This is a genomic window from Variovorax sp. RKNM96 (assembly GCF_017161115.1).
Taxonomy (GTDB): Bacteria; Pseudomonadota; Gammaproteobacteria; order Burkholderiales; family Burkholderiaceae_C; genus Variovorax.
In genome coordinates this window covers 230,903-251,999 of record NZ_CP046508.1, presented here as the reverse complement: position 1 = coordinate 251,999, position 21,097 = coordinate 230,903, and the positions used below count along the sequence as shown (strand labels likewise).

Here is a 21,097-nt window from a genome sequence, read left to right as displayed (position 1 = left end):
ACCGGGGCACTTCGCTCAATGCCCTGCGCCGTGCGCCTTCGCCGCGCGTGCGCGCGCCACCTGCGCGGGCAGGTCGGTCCACGCCGGCTCCTGCGGCGCGAAGCGCGCGCGCATGTAGCCGGCCAGCTCGGCGATCTGCCGGTCGTCGAGTGCCTCGCGGAACGCCGGCATGAAGCCGATGTCGCGAGTCGCCGGCTCGCGCACGCCGTCGAGGATGGTGCGCAGCAGGTTGTCCGGACGTGCGCTCGTGAGGCTGCTGTTGAGCGCGAGCGACGTGTTCACGCCCAGCAGCGTGGGGCCGTTGCCGTCGTGGTGGCACGAGGCGCAGGCGCTGTCGAACATGCGCTGCGCGGGTCCGAGCAACCGGCCTTGCGTGCGCGCCGCGTTGTCGATGGCCTGCTCCGCGAGGACTTGCGGTTCGGCCGCCGGCGCGGGGTTGAACGAGCCGAGGTAGGTCGCCATCGCACGCACGTCGGCATCGGACACCTGGCCGAGTTCGCGCACCACCTCGGCCATCGGGCCGCCGGCGATGCCGTGGCGCTGCGTGTGGCCGTTGCGCAGGTACCGGTAGAGCTCGTCAGCATCCCATGGCACGGCGGACTTCGAAAGATGCGTGAGCGCCGGGGCTTCCCAGCCATCGACCATCGCACCCGAGAGGAACGCGCTACCGCCCTGCTCCGCGCCGAGCGCGTTGCGCGGCGTGTGGCAGGCGCCGCAATGGCCCAGGCCGTTGACGAGGTATGCGCCGCGATTCCATTCCGCGCTCTGCGTGGCGACGGGCTGCAGCGGCGCGGGGTCGTGGAAGAGCGCGTTCCACCCGGCCATCAGCGGCCGCATGTTGAACGGGAACTTGAGCTCGGCCTTCGGCGTTTCCGCGCGCACCGCGGGCATCGACATGAAGTACGCATAGAGCGCCTGCAGGTCGTCGTCGCTGGTCTTGGCGAACGCCGTGTACGGGAACGCCGGATACAGGTGATGACCATCGCGCGAAACGCCTTCGCGCATCGCGCGCTGGAATGCGCTGAACGACCAGCGGCCGAGGCCTGTATCGGCATCGGGCGTGAGGTTGGTGGTGTAGAGCGTGCCGAAGGGCGTGTCCATCGCGCGGCCGCCCGCGTTGGGTGCGCCGCCGGGTGCGGTGTGGCACACCGCGCAATCGCCGAGTGCGGCGAGCACGCGGCCGCGTTCGATGGTGGATTGGCTGTAGACCGGCGCGGTGAGCGAGACGGGCGCGATGGATGAGCGCCAGCCGAGCAGGCCGGCGACGACGCCGATGCCGCCGATGAAGAGCGCGGCGCCTGTGGCCCATAAGCCCTTGCGCCGTGGCCAGATGGCTTCTGTATTGCTCCTTCCCCTTCCGGGGGAAGGTTGGGATGGGGGCACGGCAGCGTCACCACTCCAACGCCGCTCGCCCCCACCCCCGCCCTCCCCCAGAGGGGGAGGGAGCAACCCCCGATTCAGCTCAGCCAGCACCGTCTCCGGCGTGAACGGCGGCGCCCTGAACCGCACCCCTGTCGCATCGAAGATCGCATTCGCGATCGCCGCCGTCCCCGGCACCGACGATGACTCGCCCGCGCCGAGCGACGGCTCGCCCGGCCGCGGCATGTGCATCACCTCGATCACCGGCACGTCGCGGAAGTTGATGATCGGGTAGCTGCCCCATTCGCGGCTCGCGACCACGCCAGTCGGCAGCACGCCGGGCAACTGCGCGCCGCTCGATGGCGCACCCTGCTGCGGCGCGAACTTCACCTCTTCCATCAGCGCGCGGCTCGTGGTCTGGATCACGTTGCCATGCACCTGGTGCTCGACACCCGCCGGGTTGACCATCAACCCCGCGTCGTGCCCCACCACCACGCGGCGCACATGCACCTCGCCGGTCTTGCGGTTGACCTCCACGTCGGCCACCCACGCGGCCCATGCGGCGCCGAAGCCCGGCCACTTGCTGTGGATGTAGCGCGCATACGCAAAGCCCTGGCCGAAGAGGATGTCGCCGCCCTCGCCGAGCCCGCCGTCCGCGTTCTCCTGCGGCCCGGTGCGCATGCGCCAGCCGGCCTTCTGCGCGGTGGCCTGCACCAGCTCGAACGCGCGCGGATCGTTCAGATGACGCAAGCGGAACTGCACCGGATCGACACCCGCTGCCGTCGCCAGCTCGTCGATGTACGACTCGTGCGCGAACGAACTCGGCAGCGCCGACACGCCGCGCAGCCACGAGGCGCGCACGATCGGCGCCATGTCGTTGACCTTCACGCGCAGGTTGTCGTAGCTGTACGGCGGGCGCGCGGTGCGGTCGCCCATCTCGAAGGCCTGCGCGACCGGCTCGATGGTGCGCGTGAGCAGCAGCGCGAGCGTGGGCGCGCCGTTCGATGGGTAGGAAGTCTCGAAGTCGTAGGCGGCGATGCGGCCATCGGCCATCAGCCCGCCATCGACTTCCATCAACTGCGCGGCGCCCTTGGGCTCCCACGCGTGTTCCTGCTCGCGCGTGAGCTGCACGCGCACCGGCATGCCGACCGCGCGTGCGAGCAGCGCCGCATCGGCGGCCACGTCGTCGGCGCCGTTGCGGCCGTAGCAACCCGCGGCTTCCATGCGGACCACATCGACCTGCACGTCGTCTACGCCCATGAGCTTGGCGAGATCGGCGCGCAGCACATGAGGGTTCTGCGAGCCGGCCCACACGCGCAGCTGCATGCCGCTGCCGTCGGCCGGCTGCCAGTCGGCCAGCGCGCACGACGGGCCGATGGAGGCGTGCATCTGGTACGGCCAGACGTAGGTGCGCTGCATCGGCTGCGCCGCGGAAGCGATAGCGCCATCGACATCGCCTTCGTCGACCAGCAAACGCTGCGTCGAAGGGTTGTCGCGCAGGGCCTGGGCGAGGTCGCCGAGGTCGGGCATGCCGGGCCACGGCTTCCACGTGACGCGCAGTTCGCGCAGCGCCTGCTCGGCGTGCTCTTCGCGCTCGGCCACGATGCCGACGAAATCGCGGACCACGACGACGGCACGGAGGCCGGGGATGTGCGCGATCGACGATTCATCAACCGATTCGAGCGTGTTGCCGATGAACTCGCCATGGTCCGCGCCCGCATACGGCGGGCGCACGACGCGGCCGTGCAGCATGCCCGGCACGCGCATGTCGTGCACGAACACGAGTTCGCCCGCCAGCTTGGCGGGAATGTCCACGCGCGCCTGGCGCGTGCCGACGATGCGGTAGTCGGCCGGGTCCTTGGGCTTCGCGGCGGGGTCCAGGCGCAGCACCGTGCGCTGATGCGCCACGAGGTCGGCGTAGTTGACGTGGCGGTCCGGCGTCTCGATGACGCGCACCACGCCGTTACGCACCTGCAGCGCATCGACTGCGACGCCCAAGCGTTCGGCCGCGCGTGCCAGCAGCCAGGCGCGCGCCTGCGCGGCGGCAAGGCGCAGCGGCTGTGCATGGATCTGGATGGAGGCGCTTGCGATCGTCGCGCCCTGGTTGGGCACGCGCGCCGTGTCACCAAGCATCATGCGAACACAAGGCATGCCGAGGTCCAACTCCTCGGCCACGATCTGCGACAGCGCGGTCTGGATGCCGGTGCCGAGATCGACGTGCCCGTTGAGCGCAGAGACGCTGCCGTCGTCCCACACCGCGATCAGGATCTCGTCGCCCTCGATGGGGTTGCCGGCGATCACCGCCGGCTGGCCCTTGGCAGGCGCCGGTGCAGCGGGCGTCTCGCGCACCACGAGCAGCACGCCATCGGCAGCGAGAAACTCCGCGCGGGTCTGCGGCAGGTCGGCGCGGCGTGTCATGCGGCTTTGTCTTCGTGCGATGCGCTCATGCGCGCGGCCGCGCGCTGCACGGCGTCGAGGATTTCAATGTGCGTGCCGCAGCGGCACAGATTGCCCGACAGCTCACTGCGGATGCGCGCCTCGCTGGCATGCGGATCGCGCGCGAGCAGCGCCGCGGCCTGCATCACCATGCCGTTGAGGCAATAGCCACACTGCGCGGCCTGCGCGTCTTCGAACGCCGCCTGCACCGGATGCCATCTCCCGCGCGAGCCCAGCCCTTCGAGCGTGGTGACGGCCCGCCCCGCCACGCCATGCGCGGGAATCACGCACGAACGTGCAGCCACGCCATCGACATGCACAGTGCATGCGCCGCACTGCCCCAGCCCGCATCCGTACTTCGGCCCGTTGAGCTTGAGGTCGTTGCGCAGGAACTGCAGCAGCGACGCCTCGCGAGGCACGCCCGCGAGCGACTGCGCCTGGCCGTTGACCTGCAGGTGCAGCGGCTCAGCGCCGCAACTGGCCGTCACGGGTGTACATCTCCAGGTCCACGAAGGTCGAGCCGTTGTGGTTCTTCGCGCTGTAGTCGATGGGGAAGTCGCCGAAGCGCGTGCTGCCGATGCTCTCGAGCCCCGCGATGAAGCTGTCGCGCGTGAGCGTCTTGCCCGCGCGGCGCAGGCCCTCGACCATCACCCGCGCGACGATGTAGCCCTCCAGCGTGGTGTAGCTGTCGATCTTCTCGCCGAACTCGGCGCGGTCGCGCTGGTAGTCGGCCACGATGGGCACGCGCTGCGCGTTCGGCGGCGGCACGATGCTGGCCGTGACCAGGCCCGCGAGCTTGCCGTCGAGCCGCTTGGCCGAGCCGGCCGCATCGGTGATGCCGACCGACAGCGTGTACAGCGGCGCGCCCACGCCGCCCGCGCGGTAGTCGCGGATGAAGGTCTCGACCATGCGGCCGGCCATGATCATCACGACCGCGCCGGGTTTGGCCGCGGAGATCTCGGTGGCGACCTGCTTGGCGTCTTCCGCGGTGATAGCCAGCGGCAGCGTCTTGACCACCTGCACCTTGTACTCGGCCGCCAGCTGCTCGCAGGTGGCGAGGTTCGACTTGCCGAAGGGGCTGTCCTGGAACACCACCGCGATCGAGGAGATGCCGATGGTCGAGAGGTGGCTGATGATCTTGCGCAGCTCCAGGTCGTAGCCCGCGCGCACGTGGAACAGATAGCGGTTGACCTTGGTGCGGAACGACGTGGTGCCCACCAGCGGCGCGAACATCGGAACGCCCGCCTTCTCGGCGAGCGGCATCGCGGCTGCGAGGTTGCCGGTGGCCACGAAACCGGTGAGCGCGAAGACCTTGTCCTCGTCGATCAGCTTGGCCGTGTTCACCGCCGTCTTCGCAGGGTCGTAGGCATCGTCATACGTGACGAGTTCGATCTTGCGGCCGTTGATGCCGCCCGATTTGTTGACGCGGTCGAAGTAGAGCTTGATGCCTGCGCGGTAATCGACGCCGAAGTCTTTCGCCGGCCCGCTGAACACGGCCGACTGGCCGATGCGGATGGTGCTGTCGGTCACGCCGTTCTCTGCGCGTGCCGACCGGAGAAGGCTCGGGCCAAGCGCCAGGGCTGCGCCGCCCGCCACCATGGCGCGCCTTGAAATCGAAAGCTTCATGCGTCGTTTGTCTCGGAGTTGTTGTTGTCGTTGCGAAAGAAGGAACGCGATCAGGTGCCCTGGATGTCCGCCGACTGGATGCGCTTCACGCCCTTGGCGGTCATCTGCTTCCACGCGGCGGCGAGCGAGCCGTTGAGGTCGATGCCGCGCGTGGCGTCTTCGATCACGAAAGCGTCGAAGCCGGCCTTGCGCGCGTCCATCGCGGTCCAGGCCACGCAGAAGTCGGTGGCGAGACCCGTGACGAACACGGTCTTGATGCCGCGCGCCTTGAGGTAGCCGGCCAGGCCCGTGGCCGTCTTGTGGTCGGCTTCCTCGAAAGCCGAGTAGCTGTCCATCTCCTTGTGGAAGCCCTTGCGGATGATGAGCTGCGCGGTCGGCACCTTCAGGTCCTTGCCGAGCGCGGCGTCGTCGGTGCCCTGCACGCAGTGGTCGGGCCACAGCACCTGCGTGCCGTAGTTGAGCTTGGTGGTCTCGAAGGGCTTCTTGCCCGAGTAGGTGCTCGCGAAGGAGGCGTGGCCCGCGGTGTGCCAGTCCTGCGTGACGACGATGTTCTCGAACGCCGGCGCCAGCGCGTTGATGACCGGGATCACTTCGTTGCCGCCCTTCACCGCGAGCGTTCCGCCATCGAGAAAGCAGTTCTGCACATCGACCACGATCAGCGCGGCCTTGCTGCCGGGCTTGATCTTGCCGGCCGCGAAGGCCGAGAGGCCGAAGCTGCCGAGGCCACTCATGAGCCCGAGGGCAGCGGCGGACTTCAATACGGTTCTGCGATGCATGGTGTGGACTCCGGTGGGTTGAATGAAAGCAATGATCAAACGCTGAGATAGGCGCGGCGCACTTCTTCGTTGGCCGCCAGCTCGGCCATCGTGGCGTGGTAGCGGATCTGGCCCTTCTCGAGCACATAGGCGCGGTCGGACACGAGTTCGGCGAAGTGCATGTTCTGTTCCGAGAGCAGGATGCTCACGCCCTGCGCCTTGAGCTCCAGGATCATGTTGGCCATCTGCTCGACGATGACCGGCGCCACGCCCTCGGAGGGCTCGTCGAGCAGCACGAGGTACGGGTTGCCCATGAGCGTGCGCGCGACGGTCAGCATCTGCTGCTCGCCGCCGCTCATGCGGCCACCGGGGCGGTTGGGCATTTCGCCGAGGTTGGGAAAGAGCTTGAACAGGCGCTCGGGCGTCCACAGCGGCGCCTCGGTGCCGTCGGCCCATTGGCGCGCGGGCTGCTTGCCGACTTCCAGGTTCTCCATCACCGTGAGGTCGGTGAACACGCGCCGGTCTTCGGGCACGAAGCCCAGACCCAGGCGCGCCGCGTGGTGCGGCTCGCTTTTCGAAATGTCGTGGCCGAGGAAGCGCACCGCGCCACGGCGCTTGGCGAGCATGCCGATCAGCGCCTTCAGCGTGGTCGACTTGCCCGCGCCGTTGCGGCCCATGAGCGCGACGACTTCGCCGCGACGAACGTCGAGGTCGACGTCATACAGGATCTGCGCGGCGCCGTACCAGGCGCACAGGGCCTTGGCTTGCAGAAGAGGTTCGTGCGTGCTCATGCGGTTGTCACTCCAAGCGCTGCAGCTTTCTCTGCGATCTTCTCGAATGTCTTGCCGCTGCCGAAGTACACCTCCTGCACCTTCGGATGGTCGCGGATCTCCAGCGGCTTGCCCTGCGCGATGAGGCGGCCCCGCGCGAGCACGATCATTCGGTCGGCGTACGCGAACACCACGTCCATGCTGTGCTCGGTGAAGAGCACGGCCATGCCGCGCTGGATCACCAGGTCCTTGGTCAGTGCCATGAGCGAGTTGCGCTCCTTGGGCGCCATGCCGGCGGTGGGCTCGTCCATCAGGAGCAGCTTCGGCGAGTTGGCCATCGCAATGGCGAGCTCGACGCGCTTCACGTCGCCGTAGGCGAGCACGCTGCAGGGCCGGTCGGCCTGCGACTTCATGCCGACCTGGTCGAGCAGTGCCAGCGCTTCGTCGCGCTTGTGGTCGGCCGCGCGGCGCCACATCGAGAACAGCTTGTGGTCATGCGAGAGCAAGGCCATCTGCACGTTCTCGACCACGGTGAGCGAGGCAAAGGTTTCGGCGATCTGGAAGGTGCGGCCCACGCCCTTGCGCCAGATCTCGCGGGGCTTGCGGCCCACGAGTTCGTGGCCGTCGAGCGTGATCGAGCCCTGGTCGGCCTTCAGCTGGCCGTTGACCATGTTGAAGGTGGTGGACTTGCCCGCGCCGTTGGGGCCGATGAGCGCGAGCAGTTCGCCCGCGGGCAGCTCGAAGCTGATGCCGTCCACGGCCTTCACGCCGCCGAAGGACTTGCCGAGGTTGTCGACCTTGAGGAGGCTCATGCTTTCACCTCCTTGAGCTTGGCGTCTGCTTCAGTTTCATTCTTCGGTGCACGCCAGCGATCGGCGAGTTGCTTGACGGAGCCGGCAATGCCCTGCGGGAACAGCAGCACCAGGATCAGGATGATGGCGCCGAGCATCGCGCGCCAGTAGTCGGTGTTGCGCGCGACGGTGTCGTGCAGCCAGGTGAAGGTGACGGCACCGACCACCGGGCCCGCCAGCGTCTGGATGCCGCCGAGCAGCACCATCACGAGGCCATCGACCGACTTGCCGACCGACAGGCTCTCGGGCGAGATGCTGCCCTTGGAGAAGGCGTAGAGCGCCCCGGCAAGGCCCGCCACGGTGCCCGCGATCACGAAGGCCATCCACTGCATGCGCTTCACGTCGATGCCGATGGCGTCGGCGCGCAGCACCGAGTCGCGGCCCGCGCGCAGCGCATAGCCGAAAGGCGAGAACAGCACGCGGCGCAGCCACCACACGCCGGCGCCCACGAGCACCAGCGTGAGCCAGTAGTAGGCCTGCTTGTTCGAGAGCCACTCGGAGGGCCACACGCCGGTCAGCCCGTTGCTGCCGCCGGTGAAGCTGTCCCACTGGTAGGTGATGGCCCAGGTGATCTGCGCGAAGGCCAGCGTGAGCATCGCGAGGTAGACACCCGAGAGCCGCACCGCGAACCAGCCGTAGACCAGCGCGCCGAGCGCGGCCACGACCGGCGCGACGATCAATGCGAGTTCCATCGGCAGGTGCAGCGAGCGCGCCAGCAGCGCCGCGCCATAGGCACCGAGCCCGAAGTACGCGGCGTGACCGAAGGAGTGCATGCCCGCCGGGCCCATGATGAAGTGCAGGCTGGTCGCGAACAGCGCGGCGATCAGCAGGTCGATCATCAGCACCATCGTGTAGGGCGAGTTCACCGTGAGCAGCGGCAGCACCGCGAGCATCAGCGCGAGCACGGCGGCTGCAACGAGGTAGGCATTGCTCGGGCGGCGCAGCGGCTCTTCCTGCATGCCCACGTACCGGCTGGGCGCCTGCGGCCGGCCGAACAGGCCCCACGGGCGCCAGACCAGCACGATCGCCATCACGAGGAAGTCGACCATCAACGTGAGCTTGGAGAACGACACGTCGATGCCGAAGATCTGCACCACACCGAGCCAGATGCACACGGCCTTGATCTCGGCGATGAGCAATGCGGCCACGTACGCGCCGGGCAGCGAGCCCATGCCGCCGACCACCACCACCACGAAGGCGGCGCCGATGGTGTTCAGGTCCATCTCCAGCGTGGCGGGTTCGCGCGGCAGTTGCAGCGCTCCGCCCAGGCCCGCGAGCAATGCGCCGAGCGCGAACACCGCGGTGAAGAGCCAGGCTTGGTTGACGCCGAGCGCACTCACCATCTCGCGGTCTTGCGTGGCGGCGCGCACCAGCGTGCCGAAGCGCGTGCGGGTGAGCAGCAGCCACACGAGGCCGAGCACCAATGGGCCGACGACGATCAGGAACAGGTCATAGGAAGGGAATTGGCGCCCGAGGATTTCGATGGAGCCCTTGAGCCCCGGCGCACGCGGGCCGAGCAGTTCGTCGGGGCCCCAGAGCCACAGCACCGCGTCCTTGATGACGAGCACCAGCGCGAAGGTGGCGAGCAGCTGGAACAGCTCGGGCGCCTTGTAGATGCGGCGCAAGAGCAGCACCTCGATCAGCGCGCCGAGCACGCCGACAACGAGCGCCGCGATCAGCAGCGCGGGCCAGAAGCCCAGGCTCGAACCCAGCTTCTCGACAAGCGTGTACGCGACATAGATGCCGACCATGAAAAACGATCCATGGGCGAAGTTGACGATGCGCGTCACGCCGAAGATCAACGAGAGACCGGCCGCCACCAAGAAAAGCGAGGACGCGCCGGCCAACCCGTTGAGCAACTGAACAACGAAGCCTGAAAAGCTCATAAGGACCCTGAGGAAACTGGAGACACCGCGCCCCCGCACTCGATCAGCGGCGACAGGCGCGTTGCAGGAGCCGTGCGGTCAGTCCGCAGGGCGCATCTTTTTCACTTCGTCATCCGAAGGCTGGAACTTGGCGCCGTCGAGGTACACGTAGTCGACCATCACGCCCTTGCCGCCGTCGTTCTTGGTCTTGCCGACATACGCGCCCATGGTGGACTGGTTGTCCTGCGCGCGATAGTTGATCTTGCCGAAGGGCGTGTCGACCTGCAGGCCCTTGAAGGCCGCGACGAGTTTCTCGGTGTCGGTGCCGCCAGCCTTCTTGATGCCTGCCGCGATCGAATGGATCGCGCTGTAGCCGACCACCGAGCCCAGGCGCGGGTAATCCTTGAACTTGGCCTGGTACGCATCGAGGAAGGCCTTGTGCTCGGGCGTCTTCACGCCGTTCCACGGGTAGCCGGTCACGATCCAGCCGTTGGGCGCTTCGTCCTTCAGCGGATCGAGGTATTCGGGTTCGCCGGTCAGCACGCTCACCACTTCACGGTCCTTGAAGAGGCCGCGGGTGTTGCCTTCGCGCACGAACTTGGAGAGGTCGGCGCCGAACAGCACGTTGAAGATCGCGTCGGGCTTGGCATCGGCCAATGCCTGCACCACGCTGCCCGAATCGACCTTGCCCAGCGGGGGGGCCTGCTCGGTGACGAACTCGACGTCCGGTTGCGCGGCCTTCAGCAGCGTCTTGAAGGTGGCGGCCGACGACTGGCCGTATTCGTAGTTGGGGTACACGATCGCCCAGCGCTTCTTCTTGAGCTTGGCGGCCTCGGGCACCAGCATCGCGACCTGCATGTAGGTCGAGGGGCGCAGGCGGTAGGTGTACTTGTTGCCGTTGCTCCAGACGATCTTGTCGGTGAGCGGCTCGGCGGCCAGGTAGAAGAATTTCTTTTGCTTGGCGAAGTCGGTGAGCGCGAGGCCCGTGTTCGAGAGGAACGCGCCGGCCAGCACGTCGATCTTCTCGCGCGAGATGAGCTCCTCGGCCACGCGCACCGCGTCGCCGGGGTTGGCGTTGTCGTCGCGGCTGATGAGCTCGATCTTCTTGCCGTTGATGCCGCCCTTGGCGTTGATTTCGTCGACGGCGAGTTCCATGCCCTTCTTGTAGGGCTCCAGGAAGGCGGGCTGCGCCTTGTAGCTGTTGATTTCGCCGATCTTGATCACGCCCTGCGCATGCGCGGGGACGAGGGCTGTGGCCAGCGTGACGACGGAAGCGGCGCAGAAGGCAAGGCGCAATGGATTCATCGGGAAGCTCCTAGGGTTCGAACAGAAAACAGGTGTGCGGTGCGGCGAAGACGGATCAGCGAAGACCGTCTTCTCCCTTGATTTCGCTGGCTTGCAGGCCGCCGATGCGCGGCAGCGGACGGCCGCTGTCGGTGACGGCCACGGCAACGACGATTTCGTTGGCGCGCGGCGCATCGGACACGCGGGCCTCGATGGCGTCGAAGTGGCTGCGCACGAAGGCGGCGTCTTTATGGCCGAGCGGCACGTCGATGGCGGTGCCGAGCGTGCCCTGTTTCTTGGCCGAAGGCACGAGCGCCGCGCCCTTGTCGACCGCCACGCGCAGCGGCGCGCCGAGCTTGGGGTGCAGGATGGCGGCCGCATGCTCGAGCTCGCCGCGCTCGCCGACGATGGCGGCCTTGCCGTAGCTCTGCGCCTGGCCGGGCTCGATGCCGAGCGCCTTCACGGCCTTCTGGCCGAGCAGCGCACCGAGTTCCTCGCCGATGGCGATGAGTTCGTCGAGGTTCTCGCTGTAGCGGCCGGCGTAGGGGTTCTCGATCACGGCGATGGCGACGGCGCGGCGCGTGGGCGGCGTCACGTCCTGCCCCATTTCCTTGCGGACCTCATCGACCTGGATGACGAGCTTGCGGATGTTGGCGGTCATGTTCTGTGTGTTCCTTGTCTTGTCTCTGTGTGCGTGGGATCAGCGCAGACCGTCCCACTTGCTGATGTCTTTCGCGAGCAGGCCGCCGACGCGGGCATGCACGCGGTAGCCGGTGCTCATCGCGAGGATGAAGACGATCTCGTCGGCCGCGGGCGCGCCGGGCACGCGCACCTCAATGGCATCGAACTGGCCGCGCACGTAGCTCGCGTTGATGTTGGTGAGCGGCACGTCGAGCGCGGCGCCGGGCGGGCCGACCTTCTTGGTCGAAGGCACGATCGAGAGCGCATTGCCGGGCTGGCCTTTCTTCTCTTCGGCGATGCCCGCGGTGTAGGCGACGCGGCTGCCCTTCCAGCCAAGCAGTTCGCGCATCGCGTAGCCGCCGGGCACATGCCAGAGCGCACCGTGCTCGAGCTCGCCGTCGGCGCCGACGATCGCGCCCTTGCCGTAGGTGGAAATCTGCTCGAGCGGCACGTCCATGGCGGCGTGCAGCTGGTGCGCCATGTCGACGCCCACGGGGTCGAGCAGCGCCATCATCGGCAGGATGTCGGGCTCGTAGCGGCCCGCAAAAGGATTGGTCAGCACCGCGCCGATGGCACCGCGCACCAACGGGGTGTCGGCACGCGGTCCGAACTCGTGGTGGATGTGCTCGACATGGGTGAAGACGCGACGGATTTCGATCATGAAAAAGAACCTTGCTTTCGTTAAGCAAATACTGAACCAACTGATTTCGGCAGCACGGTCTGCAGCGACTTCGAGCATAAGGGCTCGACAAGTCGAAACTGCCCCTGACAAACGAGTAGAACGGCCCAGACGAGCCCCCCTTTTTGCAGGACCTTGGCGCAGATCGCGCCCGTATCGAGTGCGCTTTTCACCTGCGATGGTGCGAGCGGCGGCACGTCGACCGTGACCAGGGTGTCGCCCAGGTCGCTGTCGTCCTTGCATTCGCTGGCGGGCTTGCGCTGGATGAGGGCGTCGTCGACATCCACGGCGTTGGCGATCACTGTCGCCGCCGCATCGGCCTGTGCTGCCGTGGCGGCCAGGACCGTCACGCTGTCGGCGATGCCCAGCGAAAAGCTGCGCCCGCGCCAGCCGCTGGTGGCGACGCCGCGCACGGGCTCGTCGGCGTGCAGCTCGAACTGGCCGTCGGTGGTGAGGATGCCGCTGGTGTCGCGCCAATCGAAGCGCGCGATGTCGGCGAACACGCCCACGCGCGCCGAGTGGCCGGGCGCGAGGTGCAGCGCGATGTCGCCGCCGTTGTTGATCCAGGCGCGCTCGATGCCGGGGCGGTCGTAGAACGCGATCAGTTCCTGGGCGACCGAGCCGGCCACGGCCGCCATCGGCGTGATGAACATCGGCGAGAACGCGGCGCACGCATCCCACATGCGCTGCCCGACGATGCCGCGCGGGCGCATCTTTTCAACCACTGGCAAACGCAGGAGCGGCAACTCGCGCACCAGCTCGTCGAGCACATGGCCGAAGCGCGCCCACGCCGCGTCGTGCGCGGCCGTGACGGCGTACGGATCGCCGTGCGCCTCGGCCACGATGTCGATCGGGCCGTGGTTGAAGTGCCAGCGGCCGCCGTCGAGCGGGCTGCGTTGGGCGGACATGGTTCAGCCCAGCATGGGTGCGTGGCCGAGCGGCCACGGATTGGCGTCGTCCATGACGAGCCATTGACGTGCGAGCGGTGCGCCATCTTCCTGCCACGCACCGCGCGCGAGCGCCTGTTCGAGCGAGAAGATGTGTTCCATGTGGCCGCCGAGCGCCTCGTAGTCGGCGCGCCGCATGCTGAACTCGATGGGCGCCACGATGGCCGGCGTGGGCACGGTGCCGAAGCTGTTGTCGGGCATGCGCATGACGTCGGCCATCACGGTGATGCCGCCACCGGGCCACACATAGGCAGGCGCGCCGCCGCAGGTGACATTGACCAGCGCGCGCTTGATGGCGCGCGTCAGCAGCACCGGGTTTTCGGTGACGCCGGCACGCAGGCTGCCGCCGGCGCCGCCGAGGAACAGCACGGTGCACAGCGACGGCTCGCAGTTCTCGCCGATGCGATCGACGATGCGCTTCACTTCGGCGGGCATCGGCTGCTCGATGGGCTTGAGTGCCTCATCGAGCACGTACCACTGCGCGTGTTCGCCGGTGGTCGATGTCATCAGGAGGCGCAGGCCCGGGCGCGCAACGCCCTCTTCCCAGCCTTCGATGATCGCGAGCGGATCGGCGATGTCGGTGCCGCCCCAGCCGTTGCCCGGGTTCGCCACCTGGAAGTAGCGTCCCGGTGTGGACTTGCGGCCCAGCATCTGGATGCCCGAAGGCGCCATGTCGAGGCACCGGCCGGCCTGGTGCTCGGTGAGCACGCCAGTGATGTGGTCGTCGACCACCACCACCTCGTCGGCCACGCCCGCGAACTGGCGCGCGAAGATGCCGACCGCCGCGGAGCCGCAGCCCACGCGCATGCGCTGCTCTTCCACGCCGTTGACGATGGGCGCCTTGCCGGCCTGGATCACGAGCGTGGAGCCGCCGTCGATGGTGCACTCCACCGCCTTCTTGTTGCCCAGGAACTGCATGAGCTCGGCCGTCATGCGGCCTTCCTTCTTGCTGCCGCCGGTGAGGTGGTGCACGCCGCCGAGCGACAGCATCTGCGAGCCGTATTCGGCCGTGGTGACGTGGCCCACGACCTCGCCGCGGTAGCGCACATTGGCCTGCTCGGAGCCCAGGAACCGGTCGGTGTCGATCTTCACCTTGAAGCTGCAGTAGCTGAAGATGCCTTCGGTGACGACGGTGACCATGTCCACGCCCTGGGCCTTGGAGGCCACGATGAAGGGGGCTGGCTTGTAGTCGGGATAGGTGGTGGAGGAGCCGACGCCGGTGACGAAGACTTCGTCGGCGTGCAGCAGGTCGCCGTTCCAGTCGGGGGCGCCGGCTTCGATCACTTCACTCTTTTCGGCGGCCGGGCGGTCGAAGGGCACCAGCGTCGGCGCCTCGCTCGCGATTGCACGGCGCAGCAGCACGACAGGGTCGACGCGCACCAGCACGCCTTCGCGATTCGCATAGCGGTCGCAGGCGCCGGTGCGGCCATCGGAGATCTGGCACAGCACCGGGCAGGCGTTGCACTCGACCTTGGCGGTGCTCATCTTCTCGTTGCGCGGCGGCGCCTTGCCGAAGGCGCTGGCGCCGGCTTCGGCGACCACTGGCATGTCCATGCCGGGCAATCCGTCTGTCTTGGTGTGTTCGGTCATCGGGGCGATCTCGTGGGCGGTAGGTGTATGGGCAATCCGGTCCGGTGGGGTTTGCAACAAACGTGCCGTCTGCCCGCTTGTGCGTCGCCTGCCGTTTGTGTAGCATTCCCTACACTTTCATGTTGCATTCACTACATTGAAGGTCAATGTAGCAAACAGGCCCGATGCTTGCAATGGTGTTTTCTCGCGATGTTCATCGGGGTTTTTCCGACCAACGACAATGGAGGGTTCGGAGCCGGCCGACGTCTCGCGCCCCAAGGGTGTGCATCTCGGCTCAGCCAACCTCCCCTGTTACCAACCAACTCTTGAGTTCCGTATGAGTGCATTCAGCGAAGAACGCGTCCTGAGCGTCCACCACTGGACCGACCGCCTGTTCACCTTCACCACCACGCGCGACCCGGCGCTGCGCTTCTCGAACGGTCATTTCACGATGATCGGCCTGAAGGTCAACAACAAGCCCCTGCTGCGCGCCTACAGCATCGTGAGCCCGAACTACGAGGAGCACCTCGAGTTCCTGAGCATCAAGGTGGAAGACGGCCCGCTCACCTCGAAGCTGCAGCACATCCAGGTGGGCGACACCATCATCGTGGGCCGCAAGCCCACCGGCACGCTGCTGATCGACTACACGCTGCCGGCCAAGCGCCTGTACCTGTTCGGCACGGGCACCGGCCTCGCACCGTTCATGAGCATCATCCGCGACCCGGAGACGTATGAGAAGTTCGAGCAGGTCATCCTGGTGCACGGCGTTCGCCAGGTCGACGAGCTGGCTTATCACGACCTCGTGACCGACCACCTGCCCAAGCACGAGATCCTGGGCGAGATGATCGAGAAGCAGCTGCTCTACTACCCGACCGTCACGCGCGAAGAGTTCCGCAACCAGGGCCGCATCACCGACCTGATCGAGAGCAACAAGCTCACCGACGACCTGGGCCTGCCGCCGCTGAACGTCGAGGAAGACCGCGTCATGCTGTGCGGCAGCCCCGGCCTCTTGGTGGACCTGAAGCACATCCTGGAGAAGCGCGGCTTCAAGGAAGGCAACACCTCGACGCCCGGCGACTTCGTCGTCGAACGCGCCTTCGCGGAAAAGTAACCCAGGGACGCCGCGCGCACGATGGCCGACAGCCGCACCGCCACGAAGGCAAAGCCCCAGCGCCGCACCGGCGTGCGCGAGGCGGCCGCCCAGGCCACGCGCGACAGCATCCTGAAGTCGGCGACCAAGGTGTTCGCCAAATTCGGCTACGACGGCGGCAGCGTGGAGAAGATCTCCAAGGCCGCCAAGTCGTACGACCGGATGATCTACTACTACTTCGGCAGCAAAGAGGGCCTCTTCATCGCGGTGCTCGAAGGCATCTACCAGCGCATGGACGACGCAGAGGCCGCCATCGCGCTCGATGCGAGCCGCCCGGTGGAAGCGCTCACCGAAGTCATCCGCTTCGTGCTCGGCTACTACCGCAAGAATCCCGAGTTCGTGACGCTGCTGAACACCGAGAACCTGCACAAGGGCCGGCACATCTCCAAGTCGCTGCGGGCACGCGAGTACTCGTCGCGGGCGGTGGCGATCATTGCGGAAATCCTGGCCAGCGGTTCTGCGCAGGGCCTGTTCCGCAAGGACCTCGTGGCGCGCGACATCTACCTCCTGATCGCATCCACCGGCTATTTCTACACCTCCAACCGCCACACGCTCACCGCCTTCCTCGGCGAGCCGCTGGAGTCGCCTAAGGCGGTCACGCACTGGGAAGACTTCGTGATCGAGACCCTGCTGCGCACCGTGCGCGCGGACGACATACAAGACAACACCCCACCCCACGACGAGGACACCACGAAATGGCAGAAATCGCAGCCGGCGCAAAGTCGGGCAAGGTCGTCATAAAGAACATCGGGCTCCTGCTCTCGGGCGACATCGACAAGCCCATCCTGGACGCCGACACCATCGTGGTGAACGACGGCCTGATCGTCGCGGTCGGCAAGGAAAAGGACTGCGACCTCGAAGGCGCGAAGACCGTCATCGACGCGAAGAAGACCTGCGTCGCACCCGGCCTCATCGACAGCCATGTGCACCCGGTGTTCGGCGACTGGACGCCGCGCCAGGGCCAGATCGGCTGGATCGACTCGACGATGAATGGCGGCGTGACCACCATGATCTCGGCGGGCGAAGTGCACCTGCCGGGGCGCCCCAAGGACATCGTCGGCCTCAAGGCATTGGCCATCACCGCGCAGCGCGCCTTCGACAACTTCCGCCCCGGCGGTGTGAAGGTGCTGGCCGGCGCACCGGTCATCGAGAAGGGCATGGTCGAGAGCGACTTCAAGGAACTCGCCGAGGCCGGCGTGGGCCTGCTCGGCGAAGTGGGCCTCGGCTCGGTGAAGGCCGGCTATGAAGCGAAAGAAATGGTGGCGTGGGCCCGCAAGTACGGCATCCAGAGCACGATTCACACGGGCGGCCCGTCGATCCCCGGCTCGGGCCTGATCGACAAGGACGTGGTGCTCGAGGCCGACGCCGACATCATCGGCCACATCAACGGCGGCCACACCTCGCTGCCCGAGGCGCATGTGTGCGAGCTGTGCGAGAAGAGCTCGCGCGCGATCGAGATCGTGCACAACGGCAACGAGAAGGTCGCCATCGCGGCGGCAAAGGCTGCGCTCGAGTTGAAGTGCCCGCATCGCGTGATCCTGGGCACCGACGGGCCGGCAGGCTCAGGTGTTCAGCCGCTGGGCATCCTGCGCATGGTGGCGATGCTGTCGTCCATCGCGAACATCCCGGCCGAGCTGGTGTTCTGCTTCGCGACCGGCAACACGGCGAAGATCCGCAAGCTCAACTGCGGGCTGATCGAGGTGGGCCGCGATGCTGACTTCGTCTTCATGGACCGCGCGCAGCACTCGCCCGCACCGGGTCTGCTGGAGAGCGTGCAGCTGGGCGACATCCCGGGCGTGGGCATGGTGATGATCGACGGCATCGTGCGCTGCGGCCGCAGCCGCAACACGCCGCCTGCGACCGAGATTCCGGTGGTGGTGTCGGGCGCGCACTGAAGCGCGCAACGCACGCAGCGCTCAGGCGTCGGGCTTCGACCTGAAGATCAGGTAGCGCGCCGACAGGAAGTTGACCGTCATGCCCGCGAGGCTGCCGACCGCGACGGCGATCGCCAGGGCGCCGCGGCCTTCGATCCAGTGCAGCGTGAGCGCATACGCGCCGTAGTTCAGCACCGCACCGGCCGACATGGTGACGAGGTAGCCAAGGTACTCCCGCCAGATCGAGCCCCCGGCCGACACGCGCGCCGCGAAGGTGTAGCGGCGGTTGAAGGCCCAGGTGGTGGTGGCCGCCGCGAGGAACGAAACCACCCGGGCGGCGTACGGGCCCATCAGCGGCGCGAGCAGGTACAGCACCGTCACGTCGACCACGTAGCCGATCACCCCCACGACGCCGAACGACAGGAGCTCGCGCCCGAGCTTCATTTTCGAATGCAGTTGCGCACGCCCGGAATCGCCAGGTAGCGCAGCCGCTTGGCCTCCCTGCGGCCGAGCGTCACGGCGTGCATCACCACGCCGCACACCATCGAGAGCATCGCCCCCAGCATCGCGCCGGTGGCCAGCACCGCGGTGGGGAGCCGGGGCACCAGGCCGGTGTGCATGTAGGTGACGAGGAGCGGAATGACCAGCGCGATCGCGCCCGCCGCGAGCAGCGCCGCGATGATCGAGAAGAACTGCAGCGGCCGCTCGCTCACGAAGAGCTTGCAGATGGTCTTGAGGATGCGCCAGCCGTCGCGGTAGGTCGACAGCTTGCTGTGCGAGCCCTCGGGGCGCGTGCTGTAGGCGGTGCTCTCCTCGGCCCAGGGCATGCGCAGTTCCAGCGCATGCACCGTGAGCTCGGTCTCGATCTCGAAGCCGCGCGACAGCGCCGGGAACGACTTCGCATAGCGCCGCGAAAACACGCGGTAGCCCGAGAGCATGTCGGTGAGGCCCCCGCCGAACAGCTGCACCACCGCGCCGGTGAGCATGCGGTTGCCCAGACGGTGGCCGGCGCGGTAGGTGAGCGCGTTCTGCCCGTCGTCCACGCGGTTGCCCACCACCATGTCGAGGTTGCCGTCGACCAGGCGCTGGATCAGGCGCGGCGCGGCGGCGGTCTCGTAGGTGGCGTCGCCATCGACCATCACGTAGATGTCGGCCTCCACGTCGGCGAACATGCGCCGCACCACGTTGCCTTTGCCCGGCGCCGCCACGTGCGTGACGATGGCGCCGGCCGCGCGCGCGACCGCGGCGGTGTCGTCGGTCGAGTTGTTGTCGAAGACATGGATCTCGGCATCGGCCGGCAGGGATGCGCGAAAGCCCTCGATCACCTGGCGGATGGCCAGCGCTTCGTTGAAGCACGGAATGACCGCGGCAATGCGCGGTGCGGCGCTTCGTCGGCTCACGGTGTCGTCGGCGTCGGTCATGGTGCGGTGGGGAGGATACGGTAGGCCCGGCTGCCATCTTGCGCGAACAGCGGGGCGAAGTGGGTGTCGAAGCCTGCGCGGGTCGCGAGCGTCGGCGCCAGGTGGTCCGGCATCACGATGGCGGTGAAGCCCAGCTTGGCGAGCTTGTTCGCCATGTCGCCGGGCGTGAGGAGCAGGAAGTCGGCATAGCGCCACGGGCCGAGCGTGTCGCCCCAGATCGGATTCGGGCCGTAGTAGATCGCCTCGTTCAGCGCGATCTGGTAGACACGGCCGGTCGGGTGCTGGCGCAGGTAGTCCATGACGGCGTAGCCCGGCACATGCTTGCGCAGAAAGGCCTCACGGGTTTCCGGCGTGGGCGAGATCATCGCGACCTTGCCCGCGGTCTGCCGCACCGACACCGCCGCCAGCACGGCCAGGAGCAGCACCACGACCCAGTCGCCGATGCGGGCCGCGCTGCGCCGGTTGGTGAGCTCGGGCACGCCTTCCGTCGTGGCCGCCTTCATGCCGAACAGGCGGCGCACGCCCGCCGCGATCCAGCCGAACAGCACCTGCCAGCCGATAGCCGCGGTCATCGCGAGCAGTGGAAACGAAGCCGTCAGATATCGCGGATAGCGCGAGGTCACGACCCACACCGCCAGCGAATAGAAGCAGAACCAGCCCGCGGCGCGCACTGCAGCCGAGCGCTTCCACAATGGGCCAAAGGGCGCGAGGAACACGGACCAGATCAGCGCGTTCGGCATCTCGGCGTGGTCGCGCACGTCGGCCAGTTGCTGCACGTAGTCGGCCGGAATCCACTCGCTGAAGCCGAACACGCGCGCGCCGATGGGGTTGAACGGGTCGCCGGTCATGACGGCGTTGCGCGCATACCAGTAGATGCACGGGATCAAAAAGCACACGAGTGCGAGCGCCCAGGCCTTGGGCCGGCGCTCGTGCCACACGACGAAGAGCGCCACCAGCGGCATGAAGACCAGCGCCTGGTACTTCGAGCCCGCGGCCACGCCGAGGCAGAAGGCGGCAAGCCCCAGCCAGCGCATGCCGCTGTGCACCGGCTGCGACTCGCGCCACCACCACAGCGACACGCAGGCCGTGAGCGCGAAGAGCGCCACGCCCATGTCGATCAGCGCATTCGAGTAATCGCCGAGCCCCAGCCAGATGGCCGCGCCGATGCAGGCGGTGAGCCGGTTGGCGTGGAGCATGCCGAGGCGGTAGATCATCACCACCGAGAGCCCGCCCGCCAGCGCGTTCAGGAAGTGCGGCAGCACGTCGTCGCCAACCTGCAAGGCGGCGGCGTAGAGCAGGTTGTAGTTGTACGGAAACCAGGGGTAGCGCAGCCACTCGTGGATGCCGAGCGAGCCCTGCTGCGCGACTTCGCGCGCATAGGGCAGGTGGTACATCAGCTCGTCGAAGGCGGCGGGCGGCGCGAGCGGAGCGACCAGTGCGGGCAGTGCGACCAGCACCAGCGCGACCATGGCGATCCGCTCGAAATAGGTCCACGGCGCAGCGACGGCGTCCACACGCAAGGCACGCTGCTGACGCAGCCACGACGGCAACTGCAGCGCGGCCACGACAACGCCCGCTGCAATCACCGCCAGCGTGGCGCCGAGCTTGAACACACCGAAGATCGCCAGCACCTGGAACGCGCAGATGAAGAGGCCGATGCCGAGCGCGACCGCCACGGCCGCTTCGAGCCAGCCATCGCGCCGCGGCGGCGGTGCCAGGCGAGCCAGCAGGCCGCGCCCCCAACCCCAGCAGCTGACGACGAAAACCACGAGTGCCGCGTAGTGCGCGGCTGCAAACATCAGCTTCTGAATAACAACTCCCGGTGCCGGT

General features: G+C 67.5%; 18 protein-coding genes. 3 read left to right on the top strand and 15 right to left on the bottom strand.

What is annotated here, in order from left to right; translation table 11 throughout:
* Positions 1-15: 15 nt before the first annotated feature.
* The 12 genes from GNX71_RS01225 to GNX71_RS01170 form a co-directional block, all read right to left on the bottom strand.
* Positions 16-3,777 (bottom strand): molybdopterin cofactor-binding domain-containing protein, encoded by a 3,762-nt coding sequence (locus GNX71_RS01225; RefSeq protein WP_206176637.1) that lies wholly within the window; start codon positions 3,775-3,777, stop codon positions 16-18.
* Complete coding sequence (locus GNX71_RS01220; RefSeq protein WP_206176636.1) at positions 3,774-4,283, bottom strand: (2Fe-2S)-binding protein; 510 nt, start codon at positions 4,281-4,283, stop codon at positions 3,774-3,776. The genes GNX71_RS01225 and GNX71_RS01220 overlap by 4 nt, the downstream gene beginning before the upstream one ends.
* Positions 4,261-5,421, bottom strand: coding sequence for an ABC transporter substrate-binding protein (locus GNX71_RS01215; RefSeq protein ID WP_241027127.1), 1,161 nt, complete (start codon positions 5,419-5,421; stop codon positions 4,261-4,263). The genes GNX71_RS01220 and GNX71_RS01215 overlap by 23 nt, the downstream gene beginning before the upstream one ends.
* 50 nt (positions 5,422-5,471) lie before the next feature.
* On the bottom strand, positions 5,472-6,197 hold the full coding sequence (gene pncA / locus GNX71_RS01210) for a bifunctional nicotinamidase/pyrazinamidase (RefSeq protein WP_206176635.1): 726 nt from the start codon (positions 6,195-6,197) through the stop codon (positions 5,472-5,474).
* Between the two features lie 35 nt (positions 6,198-6,232).
* The gene (locus GNX71_RS01205; RefSeq protein ID WP_042576919.1) at positions 6,233-6,967 is read right to left on the bottom strand and encodes an ABC transporter ATP-binding protein; all 735 of its coding nucleotides are present in this window, start codon (positions 6,965-6,967) and stop codon (positions 6,233-6,235) included.
* On the bottom strand, positions 6,964-7,758 hold the full coding sequence (locus GNX71_RS01200) for an ABC transporter ATP-binding protein (protein WP_198789416.1): 795 nt from the start codon (positions 7,756-7,758) through the stop codon (positions 6,964-6,966). Before GNX71_RS01200 ends, GNX71_RS01205 begins: the two co-directional genes overlap by 4 nt.
* A complete protein-coding gene (locus tag GNX71_RS01195) occupies positions 7,755-9,683 on the bottom strand; it encodes an ABC transporter permease (RefSeq protein ID WP_206176634.1) in 1,929 nt (642 codons plus the stop codon). The genes GNX71_RS01200 and GNX71_RS01195 overlap by 4 nt, the downstream gene beginning before the upstream one ends.
* 78 nt (positions 9,684-9,761) lie before the next feature.
* Entirely contained in the window at positions 9,762-10,967 is a 1,206-nt protein-coding gene (locus GNX71_RS01190; protein WP_013538680.1) for an ABC transporter substrate-binding protein, read from the bottom strand.
* Positions 10,968-11,022: 55 nt separating this feature from the next.
* Positions 11,023-11,607, bottom strand: coding sequence for an amino acid synthesis family protein (locus tag GNX71_RS01185; RefSeq protein ID WP_206176633.1), 585 nt, complete (start codon positions 11,605-11,607; stop codon positions 11,023-11,025).
* A gap of 39 nt (positions 11,608-11,646) precedes the next feature.
* Positions 11,647-12,288: an amino acid synthesis family protein gene (locus tag GNX71_RS01180; protein WP_206176632.1), complete on the bottom strand. Its 642-nt coding sequence runs from the start codon at positions 12,286-12,288 to the stop codon at positions 11,647-11,649.
* A gap of 20 nt (positions 12,289-12,308) precedes the next feature.
* Positions 12,309-13,214, bottom strand: coding sequence for a UPF0280 family protein (locus tag GNX71_RS01175; RefSeq protein ID WP_206176631.1), 906 nt, complete (start codon positions 13,212-13,214; stop codon positions 12,309-12,311).
* A 3-nt stretch (positions 13,215-13,217) separates the two neighbouring features.
* Complete coding sequence (locus tag GNX71_RS01170) at positions 13,218-14,843, bottom strand: 6-hydroxynicotinate reductase (RefSeq protein ID WP_206176630.1); 1,626 nt, start codon at positions 14,841-14,843, stop codon at positions 13,218-13,220.
* Positions 14,844-15,159: 316 nt separating this feature from the next.
* On the opposite strand from GNX71_RS01170, the gene GNX71_RS01165 reads away from it, so the two are divergent.
* The 3 genes from GNX71_RS01165 to GNX71_RS01155 are packed head-to-tail and all read left to right on the top strand — an operon-like array spanning position 15,160 to position 17,867.
* On the top strand, positions 15,160-15,933 hold the full coding sequence (locus GNX71_RS01165; RefSeq protein ID WP_206176629.1) for a ferredoxin--NADP reductase: 774 nt from the start codon (positions 15,160-15,162) through the stop codon (positions 15,931-15,933).
* A gap of 21 nt (positions 15,934-15,954) precedes the next feature.
* Positions 15,955-16,713 carry a TetR family transcriptional regulator gene (locus GNX71_RS01160; RefSeq protein ID WP_206176628.1) on the top strand — a complete coding sequence of 253 codons (759 nt, stop codon included), beginning with the start codon at positions 15,955-15,957 and terminating at the stop codon, positions 16,711-16,713.
* Positions 16,668-17,867 (top strand): amidohydrolase family protein, encoded by a 1,200-nt coding sequence (locus GNX71_RS01155; RefSeq protein WP_042576928.1) that lies wholly within the window; start codon positions 16,668-16,670, stop codon positions 17,865-17,867. Before GNX71_RS01160 ends, GNX71_RS01155 begins: the two co-directional genes overlap by 46 nt.
* Positions 17,868-17,888: 21 nt before the next feature.
* Here the strand turns inward: GNX71_RS01155 and GNX71_RS01150 are convergent, their stop codons facing one another.
* The 3 genes from GNX71_RS01150 to GNX71_RS01140 are packed head-to-tail and all read right to left on the bottom strand — an operon-like array spanning position 17,889 to position 21,066.
* Positions 17,889-18,290 carry a GtrA family protein gene (locus GNX71_RS01150; protein ID WP_206176627.1) on the bottom strand — a complete coding sequence of 134 codons (402 nt, stop codon included), beginning with the start codon at positions 18,288-18,290 and terminating at the stop codon, positions 17,889-17,891.
* Positions 18,287-19,267, bottom strand: a complete 981-nt coding sequence (locus GNX71_RS01145; RefSeq protein ID WP_206176626.1) for a glycosyltransferase — start codon at positions 19,265-19,267, stop codon at positions 18,287-18,289. Before GNX71_RS01145 ends, GNX71_RS01150 begins: the two co-directional genes overlap by 4 nt.
* Positions 19,264-21,066 carry a phospholipid carrier-dependent glycosyltransferase gene (locus GNX71_RS01140; RefSeq protein ID WP_206176625.1) on the bottom strand — a complete coding sequence of 601 codons (1,803 nt, stop codon included), beginning with the start codon at positions 21,064-21,066 and terminating at the stop codon, positions 19,264-19,266. Before GNX71_RS01140 ends, GNX71_RS01145 begins: the two co-directional genes overlap by 4 nt.
* Positions 21,067-21,097 lie beyond the last annotated feature (31 nt).